13 protein-coding genes are annotated in these 18,438 nt (G+C 68.2%); 5 read left to right on the top strand and 8 right to left on the bottom strand.

Annotated features, from left to right (window positions below; all coding sequences use genetic code 11):
• Nucleotides 1-83: 83 nt before the first annotated feature.
• Together ACRAQ3_RS17910 and ACRAQ3_RS17915 are read right to left on the bottom strand one after the other, a co-directional pair.
• Nucleotides 84-1,316, bottom strand: a complete 1,233-nt coding sequence (locus ACRAQ3_RS17910; protein WP_432256649.1) for a polysaccharide biosynthesis/export family protein — start codon at nucleotides 1,314-1,316, stop codon at nucleotides 84-86.
• Between the two features lie 198 nt (nucleotides 1,317-1,514).
• The gene (locus ACRAQ3_RS17915) at nucleotides 1,515-3,236 is read right to left on the bottom strand and encodes a hypothetical protein (RefSeq protein ID WP_432256650.1); all 1,722 of its coding nucleotides are present in this window, start codon (nucleotides 3,234-3,236) and stop codon (nucleotides 1,515-1,517) included.
• A 382-nt stretch (nucleotides 3,237-3,618) separates the two neighbouring features.
• On the opposite strand from ACRAQ3_RS17915, the gene ACRAQ3_RS17920 reads away from it, so the two are divergent.
• The 4 genes from ACRAQ3_RS17920 to ACRAQ3_RS17935 all read left to right on the top strand — a co-directional run bounded on the left by ACRAQ3_RS17920 (nucleotide 3,619) and on the right by ACRAQ3_RS17935 (nucleotide 10,088).
• The gene (locus ACRAQ3_RS17920; protein ID WP_432256651.1) at nucleotides 3,619-4,215 is read left to right on the top strand and encodes a calcium-binding protein; all 597 of its coding nucleotides are present in this window, start codon (nucleotides 3,619-3,621) and stop codon (nucleotides 4,213-4,215) included.
• Between the two features lie 239 nt (nucleotides 4,216-4,454).
• Entirely contained in the window at nucleotides 4,455-5,900 is a 1,446-nt protein-coding gene (locus ACRAQ3_RS17925; protein ID WP_432256652.1) for a hypothetical protein, read from the top strand.
• 11 nt (nucleotides 5,901-5,911) lie between these two features.
• Nucleotides 5,912-6,766: a sulfotransferase gene (locus ACRAQ3_RS17930; protein ID WP_432256653.1), complete on the top strand. Its 855-nt coding sequence runs from the start codon at nucleotides 5,912-5,914 to the stop codon at nucleotides 6,764-6,766.
• 445 nt (nucleotides 6,767-7,211) lie between these two features.
• Nucleotides 7,212-10,088 (top strand): S8 family serine peptidase, encoded by a 2,877-nt coding sequence (locus ACRAQ3_RS17935; RefSeq protein WP_432256654.1) that lies wholly within the window; start codon nucleotides 7,212-7,214, stop codon nucleotides 10,086-10,088.
• 49 nt (nucleotides 10,089-10,137) lie between these two features.
• Here ACRAQ3_RS17935 and ACRAQ3_RS17940 read toward each other — a convergent pair whose 3' ends face one another.
• The 3 genes from ACRAQ3_RS17940 to ACRAQ3_RS17950 form a co-directional block, all read right to left on the bottom strand.
• Entirely contained in the window at nucleotides 10,138-11,091 is a 954-nt protein-coding gene (locus ACRAQ3_RS17940; protein WP_432256655.1) for a glycosyltransferase family 2 protein, read from the bottom strand.
• Entirely contained in the window at nucleotides 11,092-11,769 is a 678-nt protein-coding gene (locus ACRAQ3_RS17945; protein WP_432256656.1) for a sugar transferase, read from the bottom strand. It abuts the gene before it with no gap.
• A 443-nt stretch (nucleotides 11,770-12,212) separates the two neighbouring features.
• Complete coding sequence (locus ACRAQ3_RS17950; RefSeq protein WP_432256657.1) at nucleotides 12,213-14,450, bottom strand: GumC family protein; 2,238 nt, start codon at nucleotides 14,448-14,450, stop codon at nucleotides 12,213-12,215.
• A gap of 192 nt (nucleotides 14,451-14,642) precedes the next feature.
• Here ACRAQ3_RS17950 and ACRAQ3_RS17955 point away from each other — a divergent pair, with 192 nt between their 5' ends.
• Entirely contained in the window at nucleotides 14,643-16,100 is a 1,458-nt protein-coding gene (locus ACRAQ3_RS17955; protein ID WP_432256658.1) for an oligosaccharide flippase family protein, read from the top strand.
• Between the two features lie 3 nt (nucleotides 16,101-16,103).
• Here the strand turns inward: ACRAQ3_RS17955 and ACRAQ3_RS17960 are convergent, their stop codons facing one another.
• Genes ACRAQ3_RS17960 through ACRAQ3_RS17970 form a run of 3 tightly spaced genes read right to left on the bottom strand, consistent with a single transcriptional unit; the run spans nucleotide 16,104 to nucleotide 18,363 of the window.
• Nucleotides 16,104-17,186 (bottom strand): glycosyltransferase family 4 protein, encoded by a 1,083-nt coding sequence (locus ACRAQ3_RS17960; protein WP_432256659.1) that lies wholly within the window; start codon nucleotides 17,184-17,186, stop codon nucleotides 16,104-16,106.
• Complete coding sequence (locus ACRAQ3_RS17965) at nucleotides 17,183-18,232, bottom strand: acyltransferase family protein (protein WP_432256660.1); 1,050 nt, start codon at nucleotides 18,230-18,232, stop codon at nucleotides 17,183-17,185. The genes ACRAQ3_RS17960 and ACRAQ3_RS17965 overlap by 4 nt, the downstream gene beginning before the upstream one ends.
• Nucleotides 18,229-18,363: a hypothetical protein gene (locus ACRAQ3_RS17970; protein ID WP_432256661.1), complete on the bottom strand. Its 135-nt coding sequence runs from the start codon at nucleotides 18,361-18,363 to the stop codon at nucleotides 18,229-18,231. The genes ACRAQ3_RS17965 and ACRAQ3_RS17970 overlap by 4 nt, the downstream gene beginning before the upstream one ends.
• Nucleotides 18,364-18,438: the final 75 nt, after the last annotated feature.

Consider the following 18,438-nt stretch of genomic DNA (forward strand, 5'->3'; position numbering starts at 1 on the left):
CTCTCCCCAATCGATGTCGGGGAAGAATGGCGCGGCCGCCCTAAATCGCGGTGTCGGCACCGTACGCGCAACGGCGGCGCATTTCAGCTGGGGATGTCGAGCGGCCGCGAAGTGACGGTGACGATCAGCGTGTCGCCCGGCAGCAGCGGGGTCTGCGCGTCGATCTCGGTGATCTCGTCGCGGCCCGGGCGCGGGCTCAGCAGCCGGTAGCCCAGCTCGACCGTCGTGGCATCGAGCAACGCCCCCGCCCCGCCGCCGCTCAAGAGCGCGAGCTGTTCGAGGGCGCGCGCATGACGCAGCCGCAGCCCGTCGATCTCGATCCGTCCCGCCTGCAGGTCGGCGAGGTTGGTCCGCTCCCGGTCGGCGAGGAACTGCGCGCGTGCACGGCGCGCGTCCGATATGGCGCGGGTCGCGGCGATCTGCGCGGTTTCCAGTTCCAGCGCCCGGGCCTGCGCATCCGAGGCGCGCTCCTCGGCGCTGCTGAGGCTCGCGGTGGTCTGAAGCCCCCGCTCCTGCAGCTCGCGGGCGTTGCGCAGCGCCTCGGCGGTGTTGGCGACGATCTCCTCCTGCAGAAGGATGCGCTCGTCGAAGAGCTGCTTCTGCGCCTCGATCGTGCGGATCTCCTCCTCCCAGGAGGTCATCAGCATTTCGGCCCGCTCGCGCTCGGCCCGCAGCAGCGCGCGCTCGGTCTCCACCAGCGCCTGCAACGGCGCCGCGCCGGGCGACGGGACCTGCCCGCGCACCGCCTCCGGCGTCAGCGTTTCGAGCGGCGCCTCCCCCAGCGCCGCCTCGAGCCGCGCCAGCCGCGCCGCGGCGCCGGCGATGTCGAGGTTCAGCGTCTCGAGCAGGCTCTTGGCATCGGCCCGCGCCCGGGCGAGGTCGAGCTGGCTCAACCCCAGCGTCTCGCTGCCGCCAGAGGTGGCGAGGGCGACGGCCACGGTCATGCCGGGGAGGTAGTCGTAGCGTCCCGGCGCCGCCACGTCGCCGGTCACCACCACTGGGGCGTAATCGGCGACCACGACATTGACCCGCGCATCGACGTAGAGCCCGGCCGCGCCCACACGGGCCGCGATCTCGGCCTCGACCTCGTCGAGGGTGAGGCCGATCACGTCGATGCCGCCGATCTCCGCCAGCCGCACCTGCCCGTCGGTGTCGACGGTAAGCTGGACCGGCGCCTCCATCCCCGCATGCGCGATCTCGATCCGGTCGCCCGCGATCAGCCGGTAAGGGGCGGCCTGAAGCGGGGCCCCGACCAGCGCGACGGCGAGCATGATGGCAGCAAGGCGAGCGGGCCCGGGGAGGGTAAGGCGGATCATGGCAAAACTCGTTCTCTTGCAGGCCCGCCGGAACCGGCGGCTGCGATACCTCGTAAACAACAAGGCGCCTCAGGGATGGCGCCAGTCGCCGCCGCCAACCCGTCGGGCCAGCGGAACGACAGAGCGGACGCCACCCGGGCCACGCTCGCTGCGATTGCTACGCTGCGGCATACCACACGGTCAAGGTGTATAGATGGTTTACGTGGGCGCGAGCCCGGGTCCCATCGGCGCGATCGCGGGACCGGCATCGCGCACCCTGATCCGCAGGGTTCCGATATCGCCGCCGGGATCGCCACTCGGGTCGATCACGATATGCACCGGCGCGCCGGGGCGGGCCTCGAACGGGCCGAAGACCAGCCGCTCCGCGCCCTGCTCCACCACCCGGCGTTCATGGGGATGCCCGTCGACCTGCAGCGCCACGCCGACGCCGCTGCGGCTGATCCGGTGCATGCCGATCTCGACCTCGACTATGAGCGCACCCGCCTCGGCGGGGTTGTAGCGATGCACCAGCGAGACCGGTCCGCCGAGGGTGAAGTCCTCGGGCTTCAGCACGAAGCGCGGCAGGTCGGCGTTGCACAGATAGGGCCGCCACGGCGTGCCGGGGGCCTGCTGGCCCGGACAGGTCGACAGGTCGTACATCCGGCCATCGCGGATCACGTAGCGGTCGAACCCGGCCGTGTCGCGATCCACGGCCCGCCCGCCCGCGACCGGCCGCTCGAACTCGTGGTAGCTGTCGGCCCGCAGATCATGGGGCCCGAGCACGAGATCCGCATAGGGATCGACCGCGCCGCCCGGCGCCCGCAGCACCAGCACCCGTTGCGGGTCCAGAACCGGCGGCCCGGCGATCGAATCGAGCGCGCCGGTCAGCAGCTCGATGTCGTCATCGAGCATCTGCACCTCGCGGCGCTCGCCCCACAGCACCGCCAATTCGCCGCCGAAGCGGCAGCCATAGGTATAAGGGTCGGGCCGGAACGGCTCGACCTTTCGGCCCTGCGCCTCTTCATGCCCCAGCATCAGCGCCCGCCCGACCGGGGTCAGGCCGAAATCCTCGCCCAGCATCGCGGCATAGCCGTCGCCACGGGTTTCGAGGGAATACCAGACGGCCCGGCGCACCCCGGCCATCGCCATCATGCAGTAATTGCGCCAGAACAGGTCCGGCGCGGCGTCTATATCGGTCGTTCCGAACTCCGTCGCCTCGATCTCGAGACCCGCCATCTCCGGGTGGCGCCGCAGCACCGCCATCTCGCCGGGGATATGCTCGGCCGGCGTGGTGTAGGGATGCACCGCCACCGCATCCATATGCGCCGCCCCACCGGCGTCGAGCACCTCCCAGACGTAACCGGCGGCGATCGAATGGGTCGAGCCGCCAAGGATCCGCACGCCCTCGAGTTCCGGCCGCGAAGCCAGCGCGGCGAGATGCCGCGCATGCAGGCGGGCCCGTTCCAGCGGCGCCATCTCGCGCGCCGGACCGGTCTGGAACGAGGCGGAATTGAACTCGTTCCCGACCTGGATCGTGTCGATCTGGGGAAAACGCTTCTTCAACTCTGAGGCGAATCGCGCGAAGGCCGCGATCCCCTCTTCGCCCATCAGCGTGTTGCCGGATTCATAGATCGGGTTGCGGGGATAGATAGTGATCGATCCGGCCCGGCCCGCCGCGATCAGCGCGGCGATGCCGTGCTGGTTCTGGCGGTCGAAATCATAGATCCCGGGTTGCGATTCGATTCGCCCCCAGACCACGCCGTCGCGCAGCGAATCGAGGCCGAGCGCATCGAGCCGCCCCTCAACCTGATGGTGTGGACCGGCCTGGAATCCGGAATTGGCCGAAACGACAGGCGCCGTATCCGCGCCCGCAACCTGCGCCAGCAGACAGGCCAGAACCGGCCACACGGCTCGGCGCGTCTTCTCCGAGATAGGTCTCATGTTATTGTCCTTGAACGGTTTTCTAAGGATCGTTCGGCGCCTGTCGTCTGCCGTCGCGCGGTGTCCCCAGACAATAGGCGGCGCCCGCAGTCCAGGCACCCTCCAAGAATAGTCGACGGACACATCCGCGTGATCATCGAGCAAGTTGCTGAGATACATAAGGGTTTTGTTAGCGAATGCATCTCTACTTGTGTTCGCGGCGCACGAGATTGTGGCAGAAGTCAGGCAATACTTGATTGTTTTTGGGCGATCACCCTATGATACAACCGCTAGTAATTGTTCTAGTTAGCGGTCTGCACTTTAACGGGTGCTCCATGAGCACGGTCCTGAACCACCTCGCGGCGGCTTCCGTCAAGAAGAGACATTTTTGGAGTAACGACGAATGGCCATCCAACCCAACATCGTCCAGGGCAACGGCGGCGATATCAATGCATCGGGAATCGGCGTCGCGCCGGCCCGGATCTATGCGACCAACAATTCCGAGACCATCCGCTCGACCGGCAGCGACGACCAGATCTACGCCAAGGGTGGCGACGACATCATCTATAGCGGCCACAACCAGGACGTGATCAATGCCGGCGACGGCAACGACTTCGTCGACGCCGGGGCGAGCCGCGATTTCGTGTTCGGCGGCGCCGGCAACGACACGCTCTATGGCAACGAGGGCAACGACGTCGTGGTCGGCGGGGATGACGACGACATCATCTATGGCGGCGACGGCAATGACGGGCTCTGGGGCGACAACAGCAACGGCTCGCTCGACGGTACGGTCGGCGCCGATACCTTCCGCTTCGACAAGGCCGATGGCAGCGACAACGTGTTCGACTTCGCCGTTGGCATCGACGCGGTGGAGCTCACCCAGGGCGGCACCTACAGCCTGACGCAGACCGCGGCCGGTCACACCAAGCTGGTCTACGGCGAGACCACGGTGCTGTTCCACAACGCGCTTCTGACCGCGGACGATATCGGCTTCATCTGATCCCGCCCAGCATTCGAACCACGGCAAAGCGCCACCGGAAGGTGGCGCTTTCGCCGCGCCATGGGGGTACGGTCGGAAACGGGACGATCCCGGCGCGTCGGGATCCGCATCCCCGCATCGCAACCTGCCCAGCAAACGGACAAATCGTGACGGATCGGCGCTGCAGGGTCGTTTAGGGGCTGGGGCTTGCGGCCTCATACGTGTACGCCGAAATAGTAAATCACCTTATCGGCGAGCGCATGCTGCACCCGACCACCACGCCCATCGCCCTGCTGATGTTCGGCGCCATCCTCTGGCTCGGGCCGGTGCGGGGGCTATGGGTGTTCTTCGCCTCGATGACCTTCCGCAGCGCCGCCGCCCTGTCGCTCCCGGGCCTTGGCGACCTGTCTTTGACCGATCTTTGCGTCGTCGCGCTCTGGGTCGCCTGCCTCGGTCGCCCCGTGGGCTTCGCGCGGCTGTTCGGCACGATGCGCCCCGCCCGGCCCGGCTTTCCGCTGATGCTGCTGATGCTGTTGGCGACGATCGGCGCGGTGTTCCTGCCCCGGGTGTTCAGCGGCCAGACCGAGTTCTTTACCCTCGGCCAGATCGAGGGCCGGCTGAGCTTCTTGCTGGCGCCGCTGCGCCCGACCGGCAACAATATCGGCCAGCTCGTCCGCTTCGCGCTGTCGGTCTCGTCCTACGTGCTTCTGGCCGCGGCCTTCGCCTATTGGGGCCGCCCGGACCAGGCGCTGCGCGCGATGACCATCTCCACCATGGTGCACGCGGGGGTGTCCTTCGTCGATCTGGGCAGTCATGCCGCCGGTCTGCCATGGATGCTGGAGGGCTTTCGCACCATGAACTACGCCATGCTCGACGATCAGCGCCTGATGGATATCCGGCGGCTGATCGGCGGCTTTCCCGAGCCTTCGGCCTATGCCTTCTATACCGTCGGGCTCTATGGCTTCTGGCTGAAGCTCTGGTTCGATGATCGCGGCGGGCGCTGGACGCTCGCGACGCTGATCCTCGTGGCGCTGCTGCTGCTACGCTCGATGTCCACCTCGGGGATCGTCGCCTTCGTGAGCTTCACCGGGCTGTTCTTGCTGTGGCATGTCCGCTCGGCGGCGCGGGTGCAGGGCGTGGCGAGCCTCTATCTCGGGCTCAGCATGGCGATCCCGCTGGCGATCGGCGGCGTGGTGCTGATCTACAACTTCGTGCCGAGCGTGCCGATCGTGCTCGACACGCTGATCTTCAACAAGATGGACAGCGAGTCCGGCGTCGAGCGGATGAGCTGGAACATGCAGGCGCTGCGCAACTTCGCCGACAGTTACGGGCTCGGCATCGGGATCGGCAGCGTCAGGGCGTCGAGCTGGATCATGACCAATCTCGGCAGCTTCGGCCTTCCCGGCAGCCTGCTGCAGCTCTGGTTCCTGCTGGCGCTGGCGACGCTGGGCCGGGGGTTGCGCGGGCTCGACAGCGCCGCCACGCGGACCGGCGCCGCGATGGTCAGCGGCTGCATGGCGATCGTGCTGCAGGCGATGATCGCCCGCCCCTACCCCAATCTCGACACGCCCTTCTACGCGATGGCGGGGGTGGCCGCCGGGCTCTATGCCCATGCGCGGCTGCGCGACCGCCGTCCCGCCCCGATCGCGACGCCCGCCCGTCCCGAGCCGGCCGGTGCAGCGGGGCCCCTCTTTGCCAAGGAATAGGATTTTACCACGTGCAGCTGGTTCGACGCCCCCAAGACCGCACCACCCTCAGGAACGGGATCAAGCGCATCGCCGCCCGGACTGCCGCGCATGCCCCGCAGGCGCGCTACGATCGCTGCCTGCTGATGCTGTCGCATATGCGGGCCACGACCACCGCGCTGTCGAACGTGCTGTGCAGCCATCCGCGGATCACCGGTTACGGCGAGACCCACGTGTCGCATGGTCGGGCGGAAAGCCTCGGGCAGGTGGTGGTGAACCTCGCGCTGCGGCGGGCTCTCTCGCTCAGGGCCGATCTGCTCTATGACAAGGTGCTGCACGATCACCTCGACGCCACCGCCGATGCGCCGTTCTTCGAGGCGCGCGCGCTGTTCATGCTGCGCGCGCCGGCCCCGGCGATCCGCTCGATCGAAGCCCTGGCGCGGCGCACCGACATGCACCAATACCGCAGCGCCGAGGCCGCCGCGCTCTATTACGCCGAGCGGGTCGAGACCCTGTGCGGCCACTGGGACCGGTTTCCCGCCACGCGCAGGTTCGGCGTGACCTCCGAGGCGCTGCTGCGCGATCCCGATGCGACCGTCGCCCGGCTGGGCGACTGGCTCCGGCTCGATCCGCCGCTCACCAACAGCTATGTCAGCCACCGCGCCACGCAGAAGGGCGGCGGCGGCGACCCGACCCGAAGCGCCAGCCATACGCGAATCGAGCCGAGCGATCGCCCGGCCGAATCGGGGCCGGTGGCCGGGGTCTCGGCATCGCTGGCCGCGCGTTGCGAGGCGGCGCATGGCGCGCTCGCCGCGCGGTTCGTGGCGAATTCGGGGCCATACCCGGACACCGATCCGCATCCCGATTTAAGCAATCCTCAATCTTAACCCGCCATAAACCGTGGGGACCCGTCCTGGGTCCGGTACCGGCGCCGGCTGTCGGACCTCCGGGTCGGGCGATGATCCGCGATATGTCCCGCCGCTCTGACGCGGCGGGAGCGGTACGCATCTGATTGTAGCGCTTGCTATTATTTGCAACCCAAGGTGGATCTTCGCCATGCCGGCGAACCGCCTCTTGCCGCCATGGGAAACCTTCGCCGCCGAGGGACCAGCGCCATGCCACCCCTTCGGCATCCAGCAACCGCGGCGCCATGCGGGTCGCGCAAACCGATCAAACGTGACCCTCGTTTCCCAATCCCGCCATCGCGGCTGCGCAGTTCGGCCGCCGGGATGCCTTGATGGGCGGTTCTTTTGGCGTGGTCGGGCAGAAGCCGGGCAAGTCGCGTCCGAATGAACGAGGCGCGACGACAATAAGAATGAGTACGAGGGTCAGATGTCTCAGTTCAGTTCGTCGATTTTGCCGCCGCCGCTCGCCCAGAATTCCTCCTTCAGTGATCCGAATACCGGGGCGCAGTACTACTTCGACCGCCCCTACCTGTCGAAGATGTCGATCGACGCCGAATCCGTCTGGGCAGACTACACCGGCGCGGGCATCACCGTCGGCGTGCTGGATTCGGTCATCAACTATGCACATGGCGATATCGACGACAATTACGACGCCGGCCGCGACATCGATCTCGGCACCGGCGGCACCACCCCGGTCTGGGACCGCAGCGCCTATCCGGACGCGCATGGCACCATGGTCGCGGGCGTCATCGCCGCCGAACGCGGCAACGGCCTCGGCACCGTCGGCGTCGCCCATGGCGCCAAGGTGGCGAGCTTCGCGCTCGACTACAACGCCGACAACGTCGTCGCGCAGGTCGAGGCCGGGGTCACCCATGGCCGGACCGTCGACGTGCTCAACAACAGCTGGAGCTACAGCCGCGCCTTCCAGGACAACCTGCAGCCCGGCACCAACGGCCACGAGGCGCTGGTCACCGCCGTGCAGCAGGGCCGCGACGGGCTCGGAACCGTCGTCGTGTTCTCCGCCGGCAACGCGGCCTATTCGCAATCCTCGAATTACCACGGCTACCAGAACTCGCCCTTCACCATCGCCGTGGGCGCCACCGACAAGGAAGGCAACGCCGCCGCCTTCAGCTCGTTCGGCGCCAACCTCCTGATCACCGCCGCCGGCGTCGATATCATGACGAGCGAGCCCTATAGCGGCGGCGTGCGGATGATGTCCGGCACCTCGTTCTCGGCGCCGATCGTCTCGGCGGCCGCGGCCGTGATCCTCGAGGCCAACGACCAGCTCGGCTATCGGGACGTGATGGAGATCCTTGCCCTTTCCGCCCGGGCCGAGGATCTCGGCACCTCGTCTTCGGTGAGCTATGGCTGGGTCGCCAACGCCGCGACGAATTTCAACGGCGGCGGCATGCATTTCTCCGACAGCTTCGGCTTCGGCTACCTGAACCTCCACGACGCGGTGCGGCTGGCCGAAACCTGGCGAGGCCAGCAGCGCTTCGACAACCTGCTGACCGAAACGGTCGAGACGCGCTACAGCGACCTCGTGCTGACGGCCGGGCAGAACGACCACATCCGGGCGGTGATCGAATTCACCGAGGACGTGACGATGGAAAGCGCGCAGCTCGAACTGAAGCTGCCCTGGAGCCACACCAACGATCTCGAGATCTTCCTGACCAGCCCGGACGGCACGATCAGCCAGCTGGTCTATGATTTCGAGGCCAAGGGCGGCGGCGGCAGCCTGTTCAACTTCCCCTTCACCACCAACGCGGTCTTCGGCGAAAGCTCCAGGGGCAGCTGGACCATCGACATCCACAACCGCAACCCAGACCTGCTTCACTACAATGGCAGCGGCCCGATGAGCGGCGCGCTGATCGGCGCGAAGCTGACCGTCAGGGGCAACGCGCCGGAAACCGACGACGTCTATTTCTACAATGACGAGTTCGCCTCGGGCTTCTACGACGCGATCGAGCAACTGACCCGCGCTCGGCTCACCGATGAGGATGGCGGCACCGACACGATCAACGCCGCGATGCTCACCCATGCGATCGCGATCGATCTCTCGGGACAGACCGAGAGCCGGATCGGCGAGTCCAAGCTGGACCTGCAGGCGAACGTGATCGAGAACGCGTTCGGCGGCGACGCGAACGACCTGCTGATCGGCTCGGCGGCGGACAACCACCTTGCCGGGGGGCGCGGCGACGACACGCTGCAGGCCAGCGGCGGCCGCGACCGCATCGATGGCGGCGCCGGGACGGACCGTCTGGTTTTCAACCTCGCCTCGACGGCGCTGCTTTCGGCCGAGAGCCGCGAGGGCGGCGTCGATCTCTCCTTCAAGCTCGGCGGCGCCACCGCGACCAGCATTGTCAGCAATGTCGAGGCGTTCGTCTTCAGCGATGCGAGCTTCGATCTCGACGGCATCCTGAACCGCGGCGCGGCCCCGGCCGAGGAGGAGGCCTCGCCGCCTCCGCCCGTAGCATCGGAGCCGGAACCGGCGCCCCAACCAGAACCGGCGCCCCAGCCGGAACCCGAGCCGGAACCGACGCCGACGCCAGAGCCGGAACCGGAACCGGAGCCGGAGCCCGAACCGGAACCGATGCTGCCCGAAGCGCCCGCCGCCCCTGCGCCGCGATACGATTATCAGGCGCTCGGGACCGAGGGCGAGGATCGGCTGGTCGCGCGTGGCCTGCACAACCTGCTGGATGGCAAGGGCGGCAACGACCTGCTGATCTCCAACAAGGGCGATGACGATCTGCACGGCGATCTGGGCGACGACCGGCTGTTTTGCGGCGCCGGCGATGACGAGGCCTATGGCGGCGCCGGTGCCGACATGGTGATCGGCGCCGATGGCGACGATCTGCTCGATGGCGGCGCGGGGCAGGATCTGGTGAATGGCGGCGCCGGCAACGACCGGCTGTTCGGCGGCGACGGCCGGGACAAGCTCTTTGCCGGGGATGGCGACGACATGCTGTTCGGCGGGGCCGGCAACGACGTGCTGTTCGGCCAGGACGGATCGAACAGAATGGATGGCGGCACCGGCAGCGACACGTTCTTCTGCGGCGCCGGGGTCGACACGATCATCTTCGCCGCCCGGTCCGACGATCTCGACCGGGTCTACAATTTCGGCGAGGACGACCGGGTCGTCGTGCAGGGCGGCACCGCCGGGGCGGACGGCCTGCGTTTCGAGGAGAAGGGCGGCGGCGTGTCGCTTTTCGTCGAAAGCGGCGGGACCCTGACCGAGATCGCCCACTTCTCCCGGGTCGAGCTCGCGGCGCTCGAAGGGCAGACGACGCTCGAATTCGCCTGACCCGTTCGGCGCAAGGATCGGCGCGGCGCATGGGCCGTGCCAATCCGGATCAACGCGGACGCGCCGCGAAGTCGAGAATGCGCTCGGGCGCGGAGCGGCCATGCAGCAGGTCGCCGAGCGCCATCCAGTTGCCACTGGCCCTGGCGCGGCGATCGACCCAAGGCTCGGGGCGCAGCATCTTCAGGTGGTTGGCCAGCATGTTGCGCACGATCAGCCGCAGGCCGAACCCCGCCGGGATCGAGCCCTTGCGCATCAGATAGGCGACATTCGCGACCTGGCTGTAGCCCAGCAGGTGCCCGTTGGTGTCGCGCCCCGATTTCACGCCGCAATGCACGCCGCGAAGCGCGTCCGTGCGGATCATCTCGCCCGGCACGCGGCTGGCGAAATCGACATCCTCCTGCCAGCCATAGAGCGGCAGGCGCTCGTCGAAGCGCAGCGCGCCGATCCGTGCGGCGCGATAGGCCATGTTGCAGCCATAGAGCCCGACGAGGTCGCGCTCCAGCGCGCGCGGCGTCGCATCCCGGCCGATCCGCTCGGCCTCGTCCGCCTCGATCATCGCGGCGGCCGAGACGAGATCGACACCGGCGCCGTGGATTCCATCGGCCAGCAACGCGCCGGTCAGACCCGAGATGTCGGGAAACGCCTTGAAGGCCCGATCGATGCCGATCAGCGCATCGCGCGCGGGCAGGTAGTCATCGTCGATGAAGAACACCACGTCGCAGCGATCCAGCACCGCGTCGAGCCCGCGATTGCGCTGCCGCGGCAGGCCCTTTTCCGAGATCAGCACCTGCGCCGCGGGCTGCGCCGCGGCGAGGATCGCCTCGTCCGGCAGGTCACCGGGTTTCGTCACCACGCAGAGGATCTCGCTCGCCCGCTTGGTCTGGCGCGTCAGCCATGGCAGCAGCTGCGCCAGCGCCTCGGGGCGGCCGACCGAGCAGATGACGACCGCGATCCGCAGGCCGTCATTCGCGTCGTCGGGCATGGTATCGGCGAAAAGTGTCATTCAGCAGCCGGTCCGGTTGAGCACCGCGCCCACGGTCTGGAACAGGATCTTCAGGTCCAGCGGCATCGACAGCCGCTCCAGATACCGCGCGTCGAGCGCCACGCGTTCGTCATAGGCGATGTCGTTGCGGCCCGATACCTGCCACAGCCCGGTCACGCCCGGCCGCAGCGAAAGGTAGACCCAGCTCCGGTGCCCGTAGCGCGACAGCTCGGCCGCGGTCACCGGGCGTGGCCCGATCAGGCTCATCTCGCCCTTGAGCACGTTCCAGATCTGCGGCAGCTCGTCGAGCGAGGTCTTGCGCAGCAGCGCCCCGAGCCGGGTGACGCGCGGGTCGTCGCGCAGCTTGTGATCGCGCTCCCATTCCGCGCGCACCTCGGGATCGGAGGCGAGCAGCGCAGCGAGCCGCGCCTCGGCATCCGGCACCATGGTCCGGATCTTCCAGCACTTGAAGGTCACGCCGTTGCGGCCGACCCGCTCGTGGCCGAAGAAGCCGGGCCCGCCCTCGCGGCGGACCAAGAGATAGAGGGTGCCGATCACCGGCAGCAACGGGACCAGAAGGATCGCTACAAGGACCAGATCCAGCAACCGCTTGGCAAAGCGGTTGTAGCCCATCGGCGCGTCGACGGCCGCTTCCTGCAGCGCCAGTGCCTCGATCGAGGTGCTCGAAGATTGTGTCATCGCGACATCCTTGAAACCGTTTAAAATCGTCATCACTCGAAAATGCGCGCCCCTCGAAAGGGACGCCCGTCGCCACGCGGTGATCGGCGGCGCCGACCCAAGGGAACAACCTTTGGATGAGTCGGCCATGCCTTGGTTCTGCCTTGCACCGGTCCTGTTAACAAATCTGCCGAGATACCCAGCAGACCTGTCCAGAATGCGACTCGTGCATATTTATGTTTTTTAACAACTGGTTGTCTTTGCCCCTTGCGTCCGTTCGATTTGTCCACTTGCTGGACTATTTTGCAGCGCACCACTACTACGCGTTTTCAGACATTAAAAGCACAATCTAAAGGCGATCTTTCACCACATTCGCTCTGGTTGTGAGAGGGGGTCGAGCCGCGACGCGAAAACGGCCCGCCCTGGAGGGGACGAACCGTCGCGCTTCGACGACATGCAAAGGGTCAGTGGTAGGCGTAGCTGCTGCTGTAGCCGTCGAGATCCTGCGCGGTGTCGACCATGGTCAGCACCGTTCCCAGCGGCGCCACGCCGATGTTCTTGAGCATCACCAGCCCCTGCGCCACGACCCGGCGCGGCGTGCGTTTCCAGCGCACAAGATAGACCACGTGATCGACCGCCAGGGCGATGCTCAGGCTGTCGGACATCGCCAGGACCGGCGGCGCGTCGACGATCACCATGTCGTAGCGCTGCTTCAGCGCCTCGATCAGCTCGCCGATGCGACGGGCCTCGATGCCGTCCGACAGCAATGTGTCGTGCTCGCCGACCCCGGAGATGTCGAATCGCAGGCTGTCCGACCGGGCGATGGCCGCATCAAGCGAGGCCTCGCCCATCAGGTGATCCGAGAGGCTGGCCTGCGACACCGCCCCCACCTCGTCGTGGAGCACCGGGCGCCGGGTATCGAGGTCGATCAGCACCGTCGAGACGCCGGAGCGGGCATAGGACTGCGCCAGCGCCAGCGCGGTGGTGGTCTTGCCCTCGTCCGGCACCGAGGAGAGCAGCATGACGCTGCGCGGCCCGGCATTGGCGGCGATGCGCGTCGCGATCACCGTGCGCAGTTGCCGCACCCGTTCGCCGAGGAAGGAATACGAGCCCTTGTCGAGATGCGCGAGCACGTGGCGCGGCTGGCGGATCCGGTCGGCGGGCAGCATCGACAGCACCTTGAGGCCGGTCGCCCGCTCCAGTTCGACGGCGCGGCGGAAGCCCGCGCTCATCAGCTCCATCAGGAGCGCCGCGATCAGGCTGAAGGTCAGGCCCAGCGTGCCACCGAAGGCGGTCATCAGAACGGGGCGCGGCGCCGAGGGGCCGGTCGGGATCAGCGCCGGGTTCAAAAGCTTGGCCTCGGCGCGCTGGATCTCGGCCTGCGCCCGGATTTCGCCCAGACGTGTCAGCAGGTCCTCGAACCCGGTGCGCGCCGCCTCGGCCTCGCGTTCGAGCTGGCGCAGCTGCAGCGACGAGGCCGACATGTCCGAGAGCCGCTGTTCCAGCGCCTCGACGTCGCGGCCGAGCGAGGCCTCGCGCCCCTGCAGCACCTCGATCTCGTTGCGGTAGGACTGGGCGATATTGGCCACCTCGGCCGCGATCGCCGCCTCGATCCGGCCGATATCCGAGGCGATGTCGCGCCGGTCGGGATGGTTCTCGCCCAGCGTCGCCGAGAGCCGCGCATCCTCGCGCAGCATCTCGTCGCGCTGCTGGCGCAGCGACACGAGATAGTCGGAGGACTGGGTTTCGGCGGCGATGGTCGGGCCGCGTTCGGCGATCAGCGTGTCGATCTGCTGCAGCCGCGCCTCCTGGTTGGCGCGCTCCGAGCGCGCCATGGCCAGCTGCTGGTTCAGCTCGGCGAGCTGCTGCTGGACCACCTCGACCGAGGCGCCGGCGGTGTCGAGTTGCTCTCTCTTGTAGGTTTCGGCCGCGGCCTCGGCGGCCACCACCTCGCCGCGCCGGCGCTCGACCTGCTGCGACAGCCATTGCGTGGCGTTCTCGGCCACCCTCTGGCGGTCGAGCAGCTGCTCGGCGATGTAGGTCTCGGCCAGACCGTTGACAACCAGTGCCGAAAGCTCGGGATCGCCGGTCTGCAACGCGATCTGGATCACGTAGGAATCGCCGACCCGGTTGATGAACATGCCCGATTGCAGCGCCGTGACGATCCGGCTGAGGCGCCGCCGCTCTTCCGAGATCAGCGGCGCGGCATCGCCCTGCGCCGCTGGCGTCGCGGGCGCGACCAGCCCCCGCACCGCCTGCTTGGCGCCGCCGATGATCCGCGCCACGGGGCCCGGCGCGGCATTGGCCGGATCGATCCCGGCGAAGCGGTCGACACCGATCTGCTCCACCACCCGTTCGAGCAGCGCCGACGAGCGCAGGCTGGCCACCTCGCTCTCGATGATCGCGGTGTTGAGCTGCAGGTCCGAGACCACCTCTTCGCGCGCCGAGACCACCTGCTGCTGGCGCGGGTCGAGCATCACCGTCGCCTGGGCGGTATAGCGCACCGGCTTGGTGATCGTCATCGCGAAGAACAGCGCCGCCGCAGCGAGGGTCCAGAACAGCACGAACCACTTGCGGCGCCACAGCGCGCCGATCAGTTCGCGAAGATCGACGCTCTCCTCATGGGTGTGCGCCGCATCCTCCTGCCGTCGCGCGGAGGACAGGAAGGCCCCGTGATTGAATGCGCTGTTATCGGTCGCCATGCCTGACCCTCTCCGATCAAATACCGCTTACAAATTAGTCTCATCGCAAAAGCACGACCTGCCCCCGCCGAACCTCGTTGCACTCGGGCGGGGGAGACGGATAGAGCATGGACACCTCCCCGAACTGGATGTCCACATGTCAGTGAAGTTTATTTCGTATTCGCCGCATGGTTGCGGCACCCGGCCTCGCCCATGAGCCGCGAAAGCCACTCGAACAGGCGCGGTAATGGCGGCGGCGGCGGCGGCGCTGTCATCTCGATGCTGGGGCTGACCTCGCAGCAGGTCGCCTCCTTCGTGATCACCCTGCTGGCGGCGGGCTTTCTCAGCGCGGCGGATTACGGGGTCTACACGCTGGCGATCGTCTTCGTCGAGTTCGTGGTGATGCTGACCTATACCGGCTATTTCCACTTCGTCGTGACCTCCGATTCCGAGGAGGAGGCGCTGCTCTCGACCATGTTCTGGATCATGACCGGCATCGGCGCCCTGGGCGGCCTGCTCCTCGTGATCTTCGCGGCGCCGCTCGCGGCGCTGTTCGACGCGCCGGAGCTGGCGCCGGTGCTGCGGCTGTTCGGGGTGATGCAGCCCTTCGCCTCGGCGATCGGCTGGGCCTCGGCCGCGCTCACCCGTGCCGGGTCGATGCGGCGCTACTTCCTGATCCTGATCGCCACCAATCTCGGCGGCCTCGCGGGCGGCTGTCTGGTGCTGGTGTTGTGGCAGTCGCTCTATGCGCTGGTCGCCTACCGCGCGATTCGCATCGTTCTCGGCGTGGCGATGTTCGGCATGGCGGTGCCACGGTTGCCGCGCTGGCGCTTCGACACGGCGCTGGCACGCGAGGCCACCAGCTATGCCGGCGGCCTCTACGGCTCGCGGCTCTTGGGCTTCTTCTCGACCTTCGGCGCGGACCTGATCCTCGCCTACCTGTTCAGCACCGCCGAGGCGGGGCTCTACCGTTTTGCCAACCGCCTCGCGATGGCCTCCGTCGACATCGTCGCGCAGCCGCTGCGCAGCTTCGCGCTCAAGCGGTTCGGCGAGGCGGCGCGCGGCGGCCGCCCCTTGGGCACGGAGGTGGCAGGGTTCCTGGGCGCGAACGTCTTCCTGATGGGCGGCGTGGCGATCACCATCGCGGTGCTGGGCGAAAGCCTCGTCGGCGCGCTGTTCCGCCCCGAATACCTCGCAGCGCTCGCGGCGCTGCAGGCGCTTGCGGTGCGCGCGGCGGGGCTGGCCGGAAACCATCTGATCGAGCCGGTCTTCGCGGCCCGGCACGCGAACCGGATCGGCATGTATTACAACATGGTCTGGACCGCGATCATGCTGGCGGCGATCCTCGTCTTCTCGGGACAGGGGCTGGTGGCGCTGGCCGGCGCGCAGGCGGCGGTGGCGGTGCTGTCCTCGGTCTCGGCGCTCTGGGTGATCGGCCGGCATGGCAAGGTGGCGCTGCGCCCGGCGCTGCGCAACGCCGCGATCGCGCTGGTCCTGCTGGCGGTCTACGCGGTGGCGCTGGAAACCGGCTGGCTGGCGATCTCGATGCTGCTGAACGACGACACGCTGCGGCTGGCCGGTGGCATGGCGCTGGCGCTGGGGCTGGCGGGCGTCGCCTCGCTGGCCGCGACCCGCAGCCGGGTGTTCAGCTTCCGGCTCTTCGCGGGCTGAGGATCAGCCCGCGAACCAGCGGTCGAGATGCGCCAGCATCCGCGCCGCCGCTTCGTCCCAGGTGAAGGCGGCGGCGCGGGTCCGCCCGGCCCGCTCGAGCGCCTCGCGCCGCGCCGGATCGCGGGCCAGCGCCGCCAGCGCCGCGACCCATGCGGCCGGGGCATTCGCCGGAAGGATCAGCCCGGCCTCGCCCACCACCTCCGGCAGGGCCCCGCGATCCGACACCACCGCCACGCAGCCGCAGGCCATGCCCTCCAGCGCCGGCAGGCCGAAACCCTCTTCAAACGACGGCATGCAGACCGCCAGCGCCGACCGGTACAGCGCCGCCAGCTCCGCGTCGCTGACGAAGCCGGCGAATAGGACGTTCGGCCCCGGCCGATGCCCGGCGGCGAGGAAATCCTCCCGGGTCGACTTGCCCACCAGCACCAGCCTCGTCCCGGCCAGCGCCGGATGCGCGAAGGCGCGCAGCAGCAGGTCGATGTTCTTGTGCGGCAGCAGGCTCGCCAGCGCCACGCAATAGCTTTGGGGCGCCAGCCCGAGCCGATCGCGCAGCCCGGGATCGGGGGCGACCCGCCCGACCTCGCCCAGACCGCAATGCACCACGCCGATCCGCTCGGGCGCGCCGAGGCCGATCTCCAGCAACTCCCTGCGCGAATGCTCCGACACGGTGAGGAGATGATTGCCCCGCGCCCCGGCCCGGCGTGACAGCAGCCGCCGCCAGGCGCCGGTGGCGCGCCCATAGGAGCGCGGCGTGGTGAAGACATGCGCGTCGTGCAGCATCGTCACGTAGCCGGTGCCGCGCAGCGGTACGGTGTTGAAGAAACCCGCCACCACCCCCTCGCGCCGCAGCGCCGGAAGATCGCGCTGCTCCCAGCCGATGCCGCCGCCGCGACCGATGACGCGATGGGGCAGCCCGCGATCGCTTGCCGCCCCGGCCAATCCCGGCGGCACCGCGACCTCGACCCGCCAGCGCTCCTCGCTGCGGGCCAGCGCGGCGGTCAGCTCTGCGGCCACGGCGTTGACGGCCGTGACCGGCCCCGCGAGGAACCGGCCATTGACGAAGAGGCGGCGCGGCACGGCGTTCATCGCCAGCCCAGATAGGCTGCGACCCTAAGCCGGTCGGCCAGCATGGCCGCCACGAGCGGCGCGATCACCCCGATGATCGTGGCCAGCGCGATGATCAGCGAGGCATTGGTCAGACCGAGCTCCAGCATCACGATGCGGACCCCGGCGGTGAACAGGATATGGGTGACGAAGATCGGCATGGTGTTGCGCCCGACCAGTGCCAATGCCGCGCCGAGCGCACCGCCGCCCCGTGTCGCGCCGATCGCATAGGCCAGCCGCATCGCGACCACCGGCCCCGCCAGCAGCGCCGGGATATAGAGCGGCGCGAAGGCGGCATAGCCCGGGATCGGCTCGGCCGCGTCGACCCAGGCATAGGCGAGCGTCACGCCCATCACCCCGGTCGCGAGCGCGACCCAAACGGGCGCCAGCAGCCGCTCGAACCCGGCGCGGCCCACCATCGCGGCCACGAGATAGATGGCGATGAAGCGCAGCGAGGTGCGGATCCAGTCCATCTGCGGATCGAGATCCGGCAGCAGGTATCCCGACGCGAAGAGCACCGCGGCCAGCGCAACGGTCGCCGGGCGGGAAAAGGCCGAGGTCAGCTTCAGCAGGATCATCCCCAGCAGGAGCGCATAGAGAAACCACATCACCGATGGCGGCTTCCACAGGATGTCGAGGACGGCATAGCCCTTGAGCGGCGTGTTCACGTAGCCGCTCATGGCGAAATGGATCGTCTTGAGCAGCACCGACCACAGCAAGTAGGGCCAGATCACCCGCGTGAAGGCCATGCTCCAGAACTCGGACCAGCTGCGCTTGCGGATCGACCCGGCCAGCAGGCCGGCCAGGATGAAGAACAGCGCCATATGCGTGGTATAGATCGAGAGCAGCTCGAACCGGTGGATCTGCGTGTCGTGCCCGGCATTCATCACGCCGTAGAGCGCGTGCCCCCAGACCACCAGCACCATGCCGATGCCGCGCGCGATGTCGATGCGCGCGTCGCGCGCCGCAGCCTTCGACAGCCCCGCGCTTGCCGGGATCGAGGCGGCATCCCTCGCCAGCGCCGTCATTGCGGCGCCCCCCGGCCATCGCGGATCAGCGCCGCCGGCAGGCCGCCGCTCGGAAAGCGCAGATGCGATTGCGGCTCCGGCCGCATGCCGGAGGTGCCGCCTGCAACGCTGCGGGTCACGGTCTGTCTCATTTCTCTACCCTCGAACACTCGTGAAAAAGACTGCTTGCGGCCCGCGGGCCCGACGCAGGGGAGCACGGCATGGTC

Source organism: Limimaricola sp. AA108-03 (genome assembly GCF_050847355.1).
Lineage (GTDB): Bacteria > Pseudomonadota > Alphaproteobacteria > Rhodobacterales > Rhodobacteraceae > Limimaricola.